Origin of the sequence: Mesorhizobium sp. M0514, assembly GCF_040321145.1 — a bacterium.
In the GTDB taxonomy this organism is placed as follows: Bacteria; Pseudomonadota; Alphaproteobacteria; order Rhizobiales; family Rhizobiaceae; genus Mesorhizobium.
This window is the reverse complement of record NZ_JAMYQZ010000052.1, coordinates 16,740-33,410: the sequence shown is the minus strand read 5'-3', so window position 1 is coordinate 33,410 and position 16,671 is coordinate 16,740. Positions and strand designations below refer to the sequence as shown.

13 protein-coding genes are annotated in these 16,671 nt (G+C 63.4%); 9 read left to right on the top strand and 4 right to left on the bottom strand.

Annotation, left to right across the window (positions count from 1 at the left end; all coding sequences use genetic code 11):
• Positions 1-43: 43 nt before the first annotated feature.
• The 4 genes from NKI61_RS20765 to NKI61_RS20750 are packed head-to-tail and all read right to left on the bottom strand — an operon-like array spanning position 44 to position 5,229.
• A complete protein-coding gene (locus tag NKI61_RS20765; protein ID WP_352840588.1) occupies positions 44-661 on the bottom strand; it encodes a sarcosine oxidase subunit gamma in 618 nt (205 codons plus the stop codon).
• Positions 654-3,665, bottom strand: a complete 3,012-nt coding sequence (locus NKI61_RS20760) for a sarcosine oxidase subunit alpha (protein ID WP_352840587.1) — start codon at positions 3,663-3,665, stop codon at positions 654-656. Before NKI61_RS20760 ends, NKI61_RS20765 begins: the two co-directional genes overlap by 8 nt.
• Positions 3,662-3,958, bottom strand: coding sequence for a sarcosine oxidase subunit delta (locus tag NKI61_RS20755; protein WP_023830528.1), 297 nt, complete (start codon positions 3,956-3,958; stop codon positions 3,662-3,664). The genes NKI61_RS20760 and NKI61_RS20755 overlap by 4 nt, the downstream gene beginning before the upstream one ends.
• A gap of 11 nt (positions 3,959-3,969) precedes the next feature.
• On the bottom strand, positions 3,970-5,229 hold the full coding sequence (locus tag NKI61_RS20750; RefSeq protein ID WP_352840585.1) for a sarcosine oxidase subunit beta family protein: 1,260 nt from the start codon (positions 5,227-5,229) through the stop codon (positions 3,970-3,972).
• Between the two features lie 318 nt (positions 5,230-5,547).
• Here NKI61_RS20750 and NKI61_RS20745 point away from each other — a divergent pair, with 318 nt between their 5' ends.
• The 9 genes from NKI61_RS20745 (at position 5,548) to NKI61_RS20705 (ending at position 16,520) form a co-directional block, all read left to right on the top strand.
• The gene (locus NKI61_RS20745; RefSeq protein ID WP_352840583.1) at positions 5,548-8,037 is read left to right on the top strand and encodes a mechanosensitive ion channel family protein; all 2,490 of its coding nucleotides are present in this window, start codon (positions 5,548-5,550) and stop codon (positions 8,035-8,037) included.
• Positions 8,038-8,182: 145 nt separating this feature from the next.
• On the top strand, positions 8,183-8,446 hold the full coding sequence (locus tag NKI61_RS20740) for a hypothetical protein (protein ID WP_023670370.1): 264 nt from the start codon (positions 8,183-8,185) through the stop codon (positions 8,444-8,446).
• A gap of 206 nt (positions 8,447-8,652) precedes the next feature.
• Positions 8,653-10,086 carry a UbiA family prenyltransferase gene (locus NKI61_RS20735; RefSeq protein WP_352840582.1) on the top strand — a complete coding sequence of 478 codons (1,434 nt, stop codon included), beginning with the start codon at positions 8,653-8,655 and terminating at the stop codon, positions 10,084-10,086.
• A 3-nt stretch (positions 10,087-10,089) separates the two neighbouring features.
• Positions 10,090-11,442: an FAD-binding oxidoreductase gene (locus tag NKI61_RS20730; RefSeq protein WP_352840580.1), complete on the top strand. Its 1,353-nt coding sequence runs from the start codon at positions 10,090-10,092 to the stop codon at positions 11,440-11,442.
• A 123-nt stretch (positions 11,443-11,565) separates the two neighbouring features.
• Entirely contained in the window at positions 11,566-12,006 is a 441-nt protein-coding gene (locus NKI61_RS20725) for an EamA family transporter (protein WP_352840578.1), read from the top strand.
• Positions 12,003-13,010, top strand: coding sequence for an NAD-dependent epimerase/dehydratase family protein (locus NKI61_RS20720; protein WP_023688098.1), 1,008 nt, complete (start codon positions 12,003-12,005; stop codon positions 13,008-13,010). Before NKI61_RS20725 ends, NKI61_RS20720 begins: the two co-directional genes overlap by 4 nt.
• 67 nt (positions 13,011-13,077) lie before the next feature.
• The gene (locus tag NKI61_RS20715) at positions 13,078-14,508 is read left to right on the top strand and encodes an aspartate aminotransferase family protein (RefSeq protein ID WP_352840600.1); all 1,431 of its coding nucleotides are present in this window, start codon (positions 13,078-13,080) and stop codon (positions 14,506-14,508) included.
• A gap of 33 nt (positions 14,509-14,541) precedes the next feature.
• A complete protein-coding gene (locus NKI61_RS20710) occupies positions 14,542-15,768 on the top strand; it encodes a hypothetical protein (protein WP_352840576.1) in 1,227 nt (408 codons plus the stop codon).
• Positions 15,765-16,520, top strand: a complete 756-nt coding sequence (locus NKI61_RS20705) for an FkbM family methyltransferase (protein ID WP_352668862.1) — start codon at positions 15,765-15,767, stop codon at positions 16,518-16,520. The genes NKI61_RS20710 and NKI61_RS20705 overlap by 4 nt, the downstream gene beginning before the upstream one ends.
• The last annotated feature ends 151 nt before the right edge of the window (positions 16,521-16,671 follow it).

Here is a 16,671-nt window from a genome sequence, read left to right as displayed (position 1 = left end):
CAGAGCCGGCTGGCCTTGATGCCAGTGGCGGAAGGCGGCACGGCTACTGCACCTCGTAGCCGACTTCCTCGCTGGCATGGCAGAGCGCCTTCCAGAACGAGCGGGCGAAGGAGCGGAAGACATAGGTATCGAACTGGTCGGCGCCGGTGCGTTGGATCTGCGCAAAGACGTCGTGATGGGTGGTCGAACGGCCGGCGCCTATGGGGAAGGCAGGTAGGGCGAAGTCGATGGCGAAGAATTTCGCCAGCACCCATTCGGCCTTAGGGCCGGCGATGCGGATAGCGGTGCGGCCATGCGACAGGTCGGTGATCGTGCCGATTGCCGGGGTTACGTCCCCGGCAAAACTCGCCGCCAGGCCCTCGGCATCGTCGACGACGGTGAATTTTCCAGGCGCGAAACCGAACACGGCCTTGCCGTCCTTGGCAACGCCGCCGCCGGCGCCATCGGGCAAATCGAGGCCGGTGACCTTGCGGATCGCTTCGATCAGCTGCTTTTCCGCGCCCGGCCATGCGGCCAGCTGCAGAATCGAGCCTGGCCTGATTTCGGTCAGAATGACATCGACGCCATGCTCGAAGTTGCCGTGCGAACCCGGATGGAACACCGGCTCGAGCGGCGAGAGCCGCTCGGGTGGCTGGCGTTCACGTGATTGGCGCTCAGCCATGCATGCGGCTCCCGTCCGGGTCGTAGAAATGGTTGGAGACGATTTCGACCGGCCCGAACCGCTTGCGCAGCGGATCGGAGACGAATGCCCGGGTGCCATGGCGCGCCTTGCCGCCCTCGACCAAAGCCAGCGCGATGTGCTTGCCCAGCGCCGGCGAGTAGCAGCAGGCGGTGATATGGCCGATGGAGTCGTGCGGATTGGCTTCGTCCAGTTCCTCGACGAGGTGGGCTCCGCCATTGAACGGCCGATTGTCGAGCGAGACCAGGCCGACCAGCTGCAGCCGCTCGGGCGCGATCAGGCCTTCGCGGTCCATCATCGCCGAGCCGATGAACGGCTTCTTCTTCGACAGCATCCAGTCGAGATGCAGGTCGCGCGCCGTGGTGCGGCCGTCGATCTCCGCGCCGGTGACATGGCCCTTTTCGATGCGCATCGTGCCCAACGCCTCCAGCCCGTAGGTGACCAGGCCGAACGGCTTGCCGGCTTCGACAAGGGCTTGCCAGACATGGGTGCCGTAGCCGGCGCCGCAATAGACCTCGAAGGCCATTTCTCCGGAGAAGGACAGCCGGCAAATCATCACCGGCACGCCTGATATCTCGCCGCGCACGATGCCCATGAAGGGCAGGGCAGTGTTGTCGACGGCGGTGCCGGTGACACAGGCGGCGAGGATGGCCCGCGCCTTCGGCCCGCCGATGGCCGCGCCCGCCCATTCGTCGGTTACCGAGGTGACATGCACTTTGAGCTCCGGCCAGATGACGTCGAGGAAATATTCCAGATGCTGCATCACCTTGCCGGCGTTGGCCGTGGTGGTCGTCATCAGGAAATCCTGTTCGCCAAGCCGCCAGGTGGTGCCGTCGTCGAAGGCCAGCCCATCCTCGCGCAGCATCAGGCCGTAGCGGGCCTTGCCGACGGGGAGGGTAGAAAACATGTTGGTGTAGACGCGGTCGAGGAATTCACCGGCATCCGGTCCCTGCACGGCGATCTTGCCCAGCGTCGAGACGTCGACAATGCCGGCACTTTCGCGCGTCGCCCTGGCTTCACGGACATAGGCCTGTTCGACCGTCTCGCCGGCAAGGCCGTAGATCATTGGCCGATACCAGAGCCCGGCGGAATACATGGTCGCACCATTGGCGAGGTGCCAGTCATGCATCGGCGTCAGCCGCTCCGGCTTCAGATCGCCGAAACGCTCGGCCGCGAGCGAGCCAATCGACACCGCGGAGTAGGGAGGGCGGAAGCGGGTTGTGCCGACTTCGGGGATCGGCTTGCCCAACGCCTCGGCCATGATGGCGAGACCCGGAACGTTGGAGTTCTTGCCCTGGTCGGTCGCCATGCCGAGCGTGGTGTAGCGCTTCAGGTGCTCGACCGAGACAAAACCCTCGCGATGCGCCAGCCGCACGTCCTCGGCGGTGACATCATGCTGGAAGTCGACGAAGCTTTTGCCTTTCGCCTTGATCTCGAACACCGGGGCCGGATCTGGGTTTCCCGGGGCTACTTCGACATCCGGCAAGGCTGCCGGCGCAGCCGCTCCGCCCGCTGCCGACAGGCCGGCTGCGCGGCCCTCAGTGATCGCTTCGATGGTCGAGAAGCTTCCGTTGAAAGCACCCGCACCAATCCATTGCTGATTTGGCCAGTGCTGTTGCGTTTGCTTTGGCGGCAGGAAGGCCTGGCGGGCAGGATTCCACTCGGCTCTCGCGCCAGCCTGGCTGGCGAGGTGGATGGTCGGCGACCAGCCGCCCGACATCAGCAGGCAATTGGCATGGATGCTGCGGGCATCACCGCTGAGCGTGCCCGAGTTCATGTCGAAGCGCTGCACCTTGAGGCCGGAGAGCGCCTTGCCGCCCTCGGTGGCGACCACGGCATGGCCGGAGAGGATTTCGGCTTCGGCCTCGGTGGCGAGGCTGCGCATCTCGGCCGAAAGCTCGGGGCGCACGTCGATGATGGCGACAATAGCCGCGCCCGCCTTCCTCAGCGCCAGCGCCGAGCGATAGGCGCTGTCATTGTTGGTGAACAGCGCGACCCTGTCGCCGGGCAGCACGCCATAATCACTAACATAGCGCTCGGCGGCATGCGCCAGCATGACGCCCGGCCGGTCATTGCCGGGGAACACAAGCGGCCGCTCGAAAGAGCCGGTGGCCAGCACCACCGTTTTGGCGCGGATCGCCCAGTAGCGATGGCGAGGCTCGCCCTTGCCGGGCGTCTCCTTATGGTCGGTGACGCGCTCGAGTGCCGCCAGCGTGTTGCCGTCGTAATAGCCCCACACCGTGGTGCGCGGCAGCAGGCGGACCGTGTCATGGCCTTCGAGTTGGCTGACGGTGCGCGCCGCCCAGTCGGCGGCCGGCGCGCCGTCGATGGCCTCGCCGGACCAGTTGGCCGAGCCGCCGAAACGCGGCTCGAGTTCGGCCAGGATGACCCGCGCGCCCTGGTCGGCAGCGGCCTTGGCGGCCGACAGGCCGGCCGGGCCGGAGCCGACCACCAGCACGTCGCAAAACGCGTTCATGCGCTCGTAGCGCGAGGTGTCGGCGGCAATACCGGCGCGGCCCAGGCCGGCGGCGCGGCGGATGAAATGCTCGCAGAACATCCAGAAGCGGGTGCCTTTCAAGGGGCCGAAGACAGGGCCCATGAAGGTCTTGTAGTAGAAGCCGGCGGCCAGGATCTTGCCGCCGAGCTGGTTGACGGCGTTGATGTCCCAGGCGAGCGAGGGAAAGCGGTTCTGGCTGACGGCCACCAGCCCGTCATAGATCTCGACCATGGTTGCGGCGATGTTGGGCTCGCGCACTTCGCCGCGCAGCACCGTGACCAGCGCGTTCGGCTCCTCGACGCCGGCCGAGAGCAGGCCGCGCGGGCGGTGGTATTTGAACGAGCGGCCGAAAAGCGTCACGCCGTTGGCAAGCAGTGCCGAGGCCAGCGTGTCGCCGGCATGGCCGGTGTAGGGCGTGCCGTCGAAGGTGAAGCGGATGGTGCGCATGCGGTCGACGCGGCCGCCGGTCTCGGTGCGGCGCGGGCTCACGACTTCCCTCCGGCCTTGTGCCGGGCGGCGGCATTATGGTCGCCGCGCGCAAAACCGGTGCCGGAAATCTCATGCGTGACCGTGTTGCGCACCATCCTCAGATGGGTGCGGCAGCCGCCGGAATGCTGCCAGATCTCATTGTGGTCGCCGGCCGGGTTCAGGCGGTCGTAGACATAGGCGTTCCAGGCGTCGAGGTCCTGCGAGTTGGGCTGCGGGCGCTCGCGGTTGCCATCGCCCTGATAGGTGAACTCGATGACGTCGCGCGGGCCGCAATAGGGACAAGTGATAAGCATTTGTTTGAACCCTAATGCAGCCGGGGCGTTGCGCCCTGGCCCTTGTCGTCGATCACCAGGCCGCGATAAAAACGGTCGAGCGTGAACGGCGCGTTGAGCGCGTGCGGCTCGTCCTTGGCGATGGTGTAGGCAAAGCACCAGCCCGAGGCCGGCGTCGCCTTGAAGCCGCCATAGCACCAGCCGCAATTGAGATACATGCCCGGCAGCGGGCCGGTGGTGATGATCGGCGAACCGTCCATCGACATGTCGCAGACGCCGCCCCAGGAGCGCAGCATGCGTACACGCGCAAGGCCGGGAAACAGCGCCAGCATCTCGCTCATCACCTCGTCAACGATGGGCAGATTACCGCGCTGGGCGTAGCTGTTGTAGCCGTCGATATCGCCGCCATAGACAAGGCCGCCCTTGTCGGACTGCGACATATAGAAATGGCCCATGCCGAAGGTCAGGACCGTGTTGCAGAACGGTTTCAGCGACTCTGTCACGAAGGCCTGCAGCACATGGCTCTCGATCGGCATCCTGTCGATGCCGGCAAGCTGCATCACCCGTCCGGTGCTGCCGGCAACGGCCACGGCAACTTTCTTGCCGCGGATCTCTCCGCGCGTCGTCTGCACGCCGGTGATGCGGTCGCCGTCGCGCAGGAAGCCGGTGACCTCGCAATTCTCGACGATGTCGACGCCGCGTCGGTCGGCGCCGCGGGCATAGCCCCAGGCAACCGCATCGTGACGGGCGGTGCCGGCGCGCGGCTGCATCAGGCCGCCGACGATGGGAAAGCGCGCGGAGGCCGACATGTCCAGCGCCGGGACCAGGCGCGCGATCTCGGCGGTGCTCATCAGCTCGGCATCGACGCCGAGGTGGCGCATGGCGTTGCCGCGCCTTGCCAAGTCGTCGAACTGGCCCGGCGTGTGAGCCAGGTTCAGGCAGCCGCGCTGCGAGAACATGACGTTGTAGTTGAGGTCGTGCGAAAGGTTCTCCCACATCTTCATCGAATGTTCGTAGAAGCGGGTGTTGGACGGCAAAAGGTAGTTGGAGCGCACCGCCGTGGTGTTACGGCCGACATTGCCGGAACCCAGCCAGTCCTTTTCCAGCACCGCGACGTTAGTGATGCCGTGCTCCTTGGCCAGATAGTACGCCGTCGACAGGCCGTGGCCGCCGCCACCGATGATGATGACGTCATAGGAAGCCTTGGGGTCGGGCTTGCGCCAGGCCGGCTTCCAGTCCTTGTTTCCCTTGAGCGCGTTCGTGAGAAGCGAAAGGGCTGAATATTCCGCCATTCTTCATGTCATCCCTAGAGCATGATGCCGAAAAGTGTGAAGCGGTTTTCGGACGACATCATGCTCTATATCTTTGATTTCTAGAGCCGGAAGGTTTCAGGTCGGACAGACCTGAAACCTTCCGGCTCGGGTGCGATGCGGCAGACTATAGAGCAGGCGGCGGGCGCAAAGCCAAGATTGCGCCATGGCTTTTCGACTGGCCGACTCCCGCAAGGCGACACCTGCCATGACTTCACCACGACTTGCCCCACGGGATGAGCGTCTCTATCAAGGACCGCTTTAGAGGCGGCCTTTGCCGCCCTTTGAGTCGCCACCATTATGTTTTTTCGCTTCTTTCGCCTGATCCTGGTCCTAGCGCTCGTTGCCTTGGCGCCGCATTCGTTCGGCGCCATGGCGCAGGGGCTGGGCCAGGCGCCTGCCGGGCTGGTCGCCGACCAGCAGAAAATCCTGCAGGGTTTGACGACGAAGACCGACGCTCTGGAGAAGAAAGTCCAGGAGGACGGCGTCGACGACACCACCCTTGTCGAAATCCGCCTGCAGCTGGAAGAGCTGTCGCGCGCTGCGCTGAACAGCGCGCTGGCGTTTCGTTCGCGGCTGGGAGAGATCAATTCGAGGCTTGAGCAGCTTGGCGCACCGCCGGCTGCCGGACAGCCCCCTGAACCGGACATCGTGACCGGCGAGCGCCAGGCGCTGGCGTCGGAAAAGGCGGAGATCAACGCCGTCATCGCCGGCGCGCAGAACCTGTCGATCCGCATCAATGCGCTGATCGAGAAGATCGGCAACATGCGCAGCGAGCTGTTTCGCAGCGGGCTGACCAAGCGCTATGTGTTGTCCGATGCACTGAGCCCCCAGGTGTTTTCCGACGCAAGGGACGAATACGCCAACTTCTACAGGGCGGTGTCATCGTGGCTGAGCTTTGCCTTCAAGTTCAAGTTCCAGGCGATGCTCGCGGCGACCCTCATGGCGCTTGCTTTGGCGGTGGTGCTTCTGGTCGGTGGGCGCCGCCTGTTTGGGCGCATCTTCGAGCCCGACGCGTCGGTTGAAGATCCGACATATCTCAGTCGCCTGTCGGTGGCGTTCTGGTCGACTTTGCTGCCGACGCTGGCGGTCAGCGCCTTCCTCGCCTCGACGGTGTTCCTGTACAACTACTACAATGTGCTGCGCGGCGACATAGGCGTTTTCCTCAACGCGCTGGCAGCCGTCATCGCCATAGTGTTCTGTGTCAACCGCCTGACCAATGCGGCTCTGTCGCCCAGCATGCCGAACTGGCGCCTGATCCAGGTCGAGACCGGCCCGGCGCGTTGGCTGGTGCGGCTGACGACGGCCATGGCAGTCGTCATCGGCATCAACAATTTCCTGTCGATCGTCAACGACAAGATGGGCTCGCCCCTGTCGCTGACGGTGGCCAGGAGTTTTGTCGCCACCGTCATCGTGGGCGTCATCCTGATCCTTATGGCGCTGCTGAAGCCTTACAAGGACGCCGACGGGCGCTGGCGCCCCTGGCCGGCCTGGCTGCGCTACACCTGTGTCGCGCTCGGCCTGTTCACGATTGCGGCGGCACTGTTCGGCTATATCGGTCTTGCCATCTTCGTCTCGTTGCAGGTCGTGGTCACCGGCACCATCCTGCTCACCGCCTATATCGGCTTCCTGTCGGCGCGCGAGATCGGCGAGGAGGGTGGTTTCGCCGGCACGTCCATCGGGCGCTGGCTGAAGACCAATTCCAGCTATGAGGACACCGCGCTCGACCGACTCGGCCTCGTCGTCAGCGTTGCCATCAACCTGATGATCGTGCTGGTGTTCCTGCCGCTGATCCTGTTGATGTGGGGCTTCCAGCCCGGCGATATCCAGGCCTGGGGCTATAAATTGGCGACAGGCGTCACCATCGGTTCGGTGACGATCTCGGTCACCGGCATCCTCACCGGCATCGTCGTCTTCATCATCGGCTATTTCCTGACCCGCTGGTTCCAGGGCTGGCTCGACGGCTCGGTGATGGCGCGCGGCAAGGTCGATACCGGCGTGCGCAACTCGATCCGGCTGGCGGTCGGCTATGCCGGCGTCGCGCTCGCCGGCCTCGTTGGCATCTCGGCGGCGGGCATCGATCTCTCCAATTTGGCGCTCGTTGCCGGCGCACTCTCGCTGGGTATCGGCTTTGGCCTGCAAAATGTCGTGTCCAACTTCGTGTCCGGCCTGATCCTGCTCGCCGAGCGGCCGTTCAAGGTCGGCGACTGGATCGTCGCTGGCGACACATCAGGCACGGTCAAGAAGATCAGCGTGCGCGCCACCGAAATCGAGACCTTCCAGCGGCAATCGGTGATCCTGCCCAATTCGAACCTCATCAACAACGCCGTCGGCAACTGGACGCACCGCAACAAGCTCGGACGTGTGGAGATCAAGGTCGGGGTCGCCTATGGCAGCGACGTCAAGCGGGTACACGCGGTTCTGCTTGAGATTGCGCGCGGCCATGCGCTGGTGCTGAAGAACCCGGAACCCTTCGTGCTGTTCACCAATTTCGGGCCGGCAGCACTCGAGTTCGAGATCCGCGTGTTCCTGGCCGATGTGCTGAACGGCGCCATCGTTCAGAACGATATCCGCTTTGCCGTTCTCGATGCTTTTGACGCCGAGCACATAGAAATCCCCTCGACGCCGCGCGCCGAGGTCAAGGTCAAGAAGACCGACGCATGGCCGATCGACGACGACAAGATCGAGGTCGAGTTCGCCGAGAAGGAGCAGGCGGAGGCCAGAGCCGCCGCCGAGGCGAAGCGGCTGGCCAAAACTGGTCGCAAGGCCCGCAAACCCGATCCCAGCTAAGGCCCCAAGCTCCTCCCAAACCAATTGCGGCATGAATGCGGCATTCAGTTGCGGTTCAGCTTGCATCTCATATAAGCTCACATGCAAAGGCGAGAATGCCTTGCGAAATGCAACAGAGGCGGTGTGGAAACACCGATATTGCAAAATGTGGAAGTCGCTCGTCGTCGCCATCGCTCTTACCGCAGCGAGTGGCTCGGCCTTTGCCGCCAGCGCGGTCAACAAGGATGCTGAGACCCGTACGCTGATCGTGACGGAAGGCGGCGGCAAGACGGAGTTGGCGCTGGCGGCCGGCGAAACCGTGGAATTCTGCCCGAACGGCTGTTTTGTCACCTTGCCCAATGGTGACCTCGAGGCCCTGACCGGCTCGGAAACGGTCGAAATCTCGGGTGGCGTTGCCCGCATCAAGTAAGTCGGCAGGCAAATGTAGTAGAGGCCGGGCAATGCCCGGCCTTTTCTCGTCTACGGCAACGGTTGCTTAACGATGACGAGGGAAATACCCCGGCGCATATCCGTTGCAACCAGACGTTTTAACGTTCGTTGCGCCGTTGCTCGCTATGCCGGATACCAAGACGCCGAAACGTGGCGCGACGGGTTTTTGAGCTGGGCAGGAAAGATATGGATGCGCGGTCGGACAAGAACGCAATCCCGCTTGCGGTCGACCTCGACGGCACGCTGATTGCGACCGATCTTCTTTGGGAAGGCTTGTTCATCCTGCTCAAGAAGAATCCGCTCTATGTTTTCCTGGTTCCGTTCTGGCTGGCCGCCGGCCCGGCGCGGCTGAAACAAGCGATTGCCGACCGCATCGACATCGATCCGGCCTCGCTGCCCTATCGCGAAGCGCTGCTGCAGCGGCTGCGCGCCGACCATAGCGACGGACGCAAGATCGTGCTGGCGACCGGTACGCCACGCAAGTTCGCCGAGACGATCGCCGCGCATCTGGGCGTCTTCGACTATGTGCTGGCGACCGACGGTCCCCACAACATGACCTCGGGCCGCAAGCGCGACGCGCTCATCGCCGCCTATGGCGACGGCGGTTTCGACTATGCCGGCAACAGCCGGCACGACCTCAAGGTTTTCGGAGCCGCACGCAACGCCATCGTCGTGGCGCCCGACCGCCATGCGAAGCGCTGGCAGGCCGCGCATAGCGCCGAAAGGATGCCGGCGCCGAAAAGGACATTGAAGACATTCGTCAAGATGCTGCGGGTGCATCAGTGGCTGAAGAATTCGCTGATCGCGGTGCCGATGGTGCTGTCGCATGAATACTTCAACATCAACATGATCTGGCAATGCCTGCTGGCGTTCGTCTCCTTCAGCGCCGTGGCTTCCGCCATCTACATCCTCAACGATTTCTTCGACCTTGCGCTTGACCGCAAGCACCCGACCAAACGCAACCGGCCTTTCGCCAGCGGCGCTTTGTCGATCCCGTTCGGTCTCGGCGCGATGGCGGTGCTGCTGGCGATCGGCATTGCCGCCGGGCTTCTGTTGCCGACCGAGTTCCTGGGCGTGCTCGCCGGCTATCTGGTGGTGACCACAGCCTATTCGCTGTCGTTCAAGCGCATGCTCCTAGCCGACGTACTGACGCTGGCCGGGCTCTACACGGTGCGTGTGCTGGCAGGTGCTGCGGCGACCGGGGTCGAAGTCTCGTTCTGGCTGCTCGCCTTCTCGATTTTCTTCTTCCTGTCGCTGGCGCTGGTGAAGCGCTATGTCGAACTGCGCACCACAGCCATTCCGGTGGGCGAGCGCATTGCCGGCCGCGGCTACCGCATCGAAGATCAGGAGATCGTCGCCCAGGCAGGAATGGCGTCGGCCTTCTCCTCGGCGCTGGTGCTGGCGCTCTACATGGACAGCGTCGCGGTACGCGAACTCTATCCGCATCCCTGGCTGGTCTGGCCGCTGGCGCCGATCGTGCTGTATTTGACCATGCGGGTCTGGATCCTGGCGCGCCGCAACGAGATGAATGACGATCCGGTCATCTTCATCATTCGCGACTGGCGAAGCCAGATCGTCGTGGTGATCGGCGCCGCCCTTCTGGTCGCGGGAGGCTGGTAGGGCATGGCCGGCGAACGGTACCGGAGTTTTGGCCTCGCCACGCCGGCCGCAAAGCGAGGCATCGCGGCCGACGATGCCATCGCGCTGATGCGAAGCGGCAAGGCGACAAAGAACGCTCTGCTCGCCTATGGCAATGGCCGCTCCTACGGTGATTCCTGCCAGAACGAGCCAGGTGCGGTCGTGGACATGCGGCCGCTGAACCGCATCGGCGCCTTCAATGCCGAGACCGGCCTGCTCGAGGCGGAGGCCGGCGTGTTCCTCTCCGATATCATTGCGCACACTGCACCTTACGGTTTCTTTCCGACTGTGGTCCCAGGCACCCAGTTCGTCACCCTTGGCGGCGCGATCGCCAATGACGTCCATGGCAAGAACCATCACCGGCGCGGCACCTTTGGCTGCCATGTCGAGTCGTTCACGCTGCTGCGCTCGGACGGGCGGACCTACACCTGCTCGGCAACCGACAATGCAAGGCTGTTTGCGGCGACGATCGGCGGCATGGGGCTGACCGGCCTGATCCTGTCGGCCTCGATCCGGCTGATGCGGGTGCATTCCCTTGATATCGCCGAGAAGGTAACGCGGTTTGCCGATCTCGGCGAATTCTTCGAACTGGCCGAGGCCGCCGACCAGGCCAATGAATATGCCGTCGCCTGGATCGACCAGCTTGCCGGCGGCCATGGCCGCGGGCGCGGCCTGTTGTTGACAGGCAATCATGCCGAGTATGGCTCGCATGCGGCGTCTCGCGCCGGCTCCCGTTTTTCAGTGCCGTTCCAGCCGCCGTTCAATGTGCTCAACCGGCCGTTCCTCACCGCCTTCAACGCCGCCTATCGGTGGAAGAAGGGGCACTCGCCGGGGCCGAGCCAAACCGGCTACCAGGGCTTTTTCTTTCCGCTTGATGGTGTCGGCGACTGGAATCGGCTGTATGGCCCGAAAGGTCTCTACCAGCACCAGAGCGTGGTGCCGGAAAATGTCGCGCGTCAGACCATGCCGGCGCTGCTCGAGGCGGCGCGACGGGCCGGGCAGGGCTCTTTCCTCACCGTGTTGAAGCGCTTCGGCTCGATCCGCTCGCCGGGGCTGCTGTCCTTTCCGCGGCCAGGCTTCACGTTGACGCTGGATTTCCCCAATCGCGGCGACAGGACGCTGGCCCTGCTCAGCGAACTCGACCGCATCACGGTCGCGGCCGGCGGCGCGGTCAACCCGTACAAGGATGCGCGCATGGGCGCTGATACTTTCGCGGCCTCCTTCCCGAATTGGCAGCGGCTTGAAGCGCTGCGCGACCCGGCGTTCGTGTCCAGTTTCTGGCTGCGGACGGCGAAAAAGCTCAACGTCCGGCCAGGGCGTGTCGAGGCAGCTGAATAGGTACAATCCGAATAGGTCATGGTGAATAGATCGTAAGTTTCGTGGTTTACTCAAAGCATGTCGTGACTTCACGAAATGTTTGCAGGTTAGTAATAGGACCGTTGCGAGTGGCGGGTGCAAAATATGAAATATATCGTCTTCATTCTGTTTACGGTCATGACCAATGCCGCGGCGCAGCTGATGCTGAAGCAAGGCATGATGTCGCTCGGGCCGATTTCGTTCGAAGCCAATCCGCTTTTGAAGCTGTTGCAGATCGTTTTCAGCCCATGGGTGTTTCTCGGCCTGTGCACCTTCGTCATCTCGATGGCTTCGCATCTGTATGTGCTGTCCAAGGTCGAGCTCAGCTTTGCCTATCCGTTCCTCAGCCTTGCCTATGTCGCGGTTGCGATCTTCGCCTATTTCATCTTCCGCGAGGACCTCAATGCCTGGCGCATTGCCGGCATCGCCTTCATCTGCATCGGCACCGTGCTGATCGCGCAAAGCGGTCGAGACTTGGGCGGGAGCGGGCATGACGACCAAACCGCTTCCATCATCCCCGACAAGACCAGCGAGATCGTTCGATGAGACATGTTATTTTCGGCGGCGACGGCTTCGTCGGCCGTCATCTTGCCCCGAAGCTTGTGGCCGATGGTGAAGAGGTTGTCGTTGCCGACATCGTCAAGAGCGACCTGACGCACTATCGCAACGTTCGCTTCGTCACCTGCGATGTCACGGATACGGCCTCGGTGGCCAACATCGGATTGAAGGCCGACGACATGGTCTACAACCTGTCGGCCAAAATGCTGTCGCCGATCCAGGTGCGGGCCAAGCGTCACGACTTCTTCTTTCCGGTGAATTTCCACGGCACCGAACACATCATGCAGGCGATGGACAAGGCCGGCGCGTCCAAGCTCGTCCACTACACCACCGACATGATCTACGGCCACACGGTCACCCAGCCGATGACCGAGGAGCACCCGGTCGCACCGCTCGGCGAATATGGCTGGTCGAAGCAGAAGACCGAGGAGCTCGCCGCTCAATGGCGCAAGCGCGGCATGTCGATCTCGCTGTTTCGCCCGCGTCTGATCATCGGTCCCGGCCGGCTCGGGATCCTGGAAAAGCTGTTCAAACTGATCGACTGGAATTTTCCTGTGCCGATGATCGGCTCGGGCAAGAACCCCTATCAGTTCATCTCGGTGTTCGATTGCGCGGAAGCTGCCCGCGCGGCCTGGAAGGCAGGCGTGCCCAACCAGGCCTATAATCTGGGCTCCCTCAATCCGCCGCCGGTGAAGAAATTGCTGGGCGACCTGATCAAGCATGCCGGCTCGAAATCGCTGCTGATCCCGACGCCGGGCTGGGCGGTCAAGCGCACCCTCGACCTGCTCGATCTCATGAACATGCCGATCATGGATCCCGAACAATATCTGATCGCCGATGAGGAGTGCGTGCTCGACGTATCCAAGGCCGAGCGCCAGCTCGGCTGGGTGCCGCAATATCGCGACGAGGACATGCTGATCGCCGCCTACAGCGAATACCGCGCCAAGAAAGACGGGCTTGCCGTCACCGCCAATCATGTCCCCGCCGAATAAGTGGGACGACCAGGAGAACTCCGAAATGACCGTCATGGCCAAGCCTGAGCAGACGAACGCGCGCACCATGGTCGGCGCGCCGGCGTTGTCGCCTACCGCCATCGCCAAGCCCGACCTGATCAGCGTCGAGCAGGCGAAGGCGATGGATGTCGCGCGCATGACCGACCTGTTCAAGGCGCATCTCAATCCGGGCCAGCTGCATTTCATGAAGCTGCTCGGCTTCCACAAGATCAAGATCGAGCGTGCCGAAGGCATGTTCTACATCGACCAGAACGGCCGCAAGATTCTCGACTTCTTCGGCGGCTTCGGTTCGCTGGCCTTCGGCCACAACCATCCGCGCATCCTGGAGGCCCGGCGCAAATTCCAGGAGGAGAAGCGCCAGGAAATCGCCATCGCCTTCATGTCGCAATATGCATCGGCCCTTGCGCACAACATCGCCAAATGCTCGCCCGGCGATCTCGACATGGTGTTTCTGGGCTCGTCGGGTTCGGAAGCGATGGAAGCGGCGGTGAAGCTCGCCGAGCGCGCCGCCGGGCCGAAGAGGCCAAAAATCGTCTATGCCGAGAATTCCTTCCACGGCAAGACCAAGGGCGTGCTCGGCATTACCGATGGCCAGCTCTACCGCGCGGACTTCAAGATGGCTGAGAACACCGTTCGCATTCCGTTCGCCGATATCGAAGCGGTCGAGCGGCTGTTCCGCTCCGACCCGGAGGTCGGCGTCATCGTGCTTGAGACAATCCAGGGCGGCGGCGGCATCATCCAGGCAGAGGCGCAATACTGGCAGAAATTGCGCGTGCTCTGCGACCAGTATGGCGTGCTGTGGGTGGCGGACGAAGTGCAGTGCGGCTATGGCCGTTCGGGACGCTTCTATGCCTTCGAGCATTATGGCGTCGTGCCCGATGTGACGGCGCTGGCGAAATCGCTCGGCGCCGGCAAGGCGGCGGTCGGCGCGATGATCGCCCGGCGCGAGGTCTATATGAAGGCCTATGGCACGCCGAAGACGGCGATGATCCATGCCATGGCCACCTTTGGCGGCATGGGCGAGGCCTGCGTCACCGCGATCGAGGGCATCAACGTGCTCTATGATGAGGGGCTGATCGACAACGCCGCCACTACCGGCGACTATCTGCTTCAGCGCCTGCAGGCGCTGAAGCAGAAGTACCCGAAGATCATCAAGGATGTGCGCGGCAAAGGCTTTATGGTCGGGCTCGAGTTCCACGACTTCTCGCAGACCTTGCCGATGGTGCTGCGTCCGATCGTCAGCGTCCTCGACGACAAGCTGAAGGGCTCGCTGTCGGGCTTCGTCGGCGCGCTGTTGCTGCGCGACTATGACGTGCTCGTCGCCTTCACCGAATACAACCGCAACGTCATCCGTCTCGAGCCGCCGCTGACCTGTCAGCGCGAGCATGTCGACCGTTTCGTCGATGCTTTCGATAGCCTGCTGTCGCGCGGCATCGTGGGAATCGTGAAGGATTTCGTCAAAAGCCAAGTCCGTTAAAGAAGTCCGTTGAGCGAAGTCCCGAGTCCGACAATGCTGAGCAAGTCTCCCGCCCCGCAAAACACACTCGACCGGCTGACCGCGGCCGCTCTGGCGTGGGGCGAGGGCACTTATGCGCGATGGGCCGCGCCAATCGGCGCGATCGCGTTTTCGCTCTATATCCTGCTGACGGCGTTCACCGCCTGGACGTTGCCCGACGCCAATTGGGACATGCTGCCTTATCTCGCAATCGCCGAGGAAGGCAGCTTCGCCAATGCGCAGGCGCTGCATGATTATGCCTACAGCACGGTCCAGGCCGGCGTGCCGGCCGCCGACTACAAGGCGCTGACCGACGATGGCGGCGACTTCCGCAGCCATATGGCGCAAAATTCCGCCGACTTCCATTCGCTGCTTGGCATGTACCGGATAAAGTTCCTCTACGCCGAGATGCTGTCGACGATGAGTTCGGTGATGTCGCCGGTCGAGGCGATGCGGGTGCTGCAGGTGCTCTCGGTGCTGCTGTTCGGCATGATTACGCTGCTGTGGCTGCGAACCGAAGGCGCGCTGGCGCTGGCGCCGGTGGTCGGCGCGGTGCTGATCATGGCCGATTTCGGCGATGCCGCACGCGCCTCGACGCCGGATCTGCTGTGCGCGGCATTGTTCCTCGGAGGGCTGTTTGCTTATATGCGCGGCCGCGAGGCAGCGACCGCCGTCCTGCTTTTCCTCGCCTTCATGGCGCGGCCGGACAACATCGTGTTCCTGGCCATTTTCGCCCTGCTGCTGCTGGTCTTCCGGCAGTGGGCGTGGGGCGCGCTGGCCGGCTTTGCCGCGTCCTTCGTCGCCTATTTCGCCATTTCGCACTGGGCCCACCATCCCGGCTGGTGGCCGCATCTGTGGTTCTCCAGCATCGAGCAGCACTACAATATGGATGGCTTCGAGCCGCCGTTCTCGGTTGGCGCCTATCTCAAGGCGTTCGCCTCATCCTTCATTCGCGCCATCAGCATCAACAGCTGGGTCGGCGTCTCGGTTCTGGCGCTGGCCGCGTGGTTTGCGCTCGGCCGCGCCGGCTTCCGGCTCGATCGCCGCGCCGGCATCCTGCTTGCAGCACTGGTGCTCGGCATGCTGGCGAAATTCACCGTCTTCCCGATCCACGACACCCGCATCTACTTCCCGAACCTTCTGCCGCCCTACCTTTTGCTCGTCGGCCCGATCATGGCGCTGTGGGCGTCGGCAAGCCTGAATGGAAGGCGGCCCATCGCCATACCTGGAGATAAGCCATGAGTTCCATTTCCGGGCTGGCGCGCATCGCCCTTTCACTCGGCCTGCCTGCCGGTCTGCTCGATCGCGGGCCGGCGTTGCGTGGCACGAAATTCCTGGCCAAGGCGGCGCTGAAGGCGCGGTTTGGCGGTGGGCAAGCCTTCCAGATGGTCAATGTCGGCGCTTGCGACGGCGCGCTGTTCGACGACGTCACGCCGTGGCTGCACCGCATTCCGCGGGCGCGGGCCGTGCTGGTCGAGCCGATCCCGTACAATCAGAAGCGGTTGCGCGCCAACTATCCCGACACGGAACGCTTCGTCGTCGAACCGGTCGCGGTGACAAAAACCAAAGGCACGATCACCGTCCACACTTTCGATGCCGCGGCACTCGAGGCCGGCACGCTGCCGATCGAGTTCATCGGCTGCTCGTCGGTCACCGACACCAATCTGATGTCGGGCAAAAATGCCTGGGGCGAGGCCGACGTCAATTTCAACAAGTTCGCGCCGCATCTCAGGGACATCGAAGTGCCGTCGGAGACGTTGCAGACACTGCTCGACCGCAACGGCATCACGCATATCGACGCCTTCCTGGTCGATTGCGAGGGCGCCGACTGGATCGTCTTCGAACAGCTCGATCTCAAGCGCTATCGTCCGGGCATGATCAAGGTCGAGGTCGGCGCGCTGCCGGCCGCCGAAATCGGCCAGGTCGTGGTCAAGCTGAAGACATCAGGCTATCAGGTCGGCTTCCAGGCCGAGGACATCTGGGCCTTCGCCTGAGATAGATCGCCACTGGCGGCACGCCGGCGCGCCGGGTCGCGTCGCATCTGCGACGTGTCGCAAACAGGCGGTAGCTGCATCCACGTCCTCTGCATATTGTGCGCCATTCGAACGGGCGCGGACGCGCCCGCTTTATCCCCTTGGAGTCGCG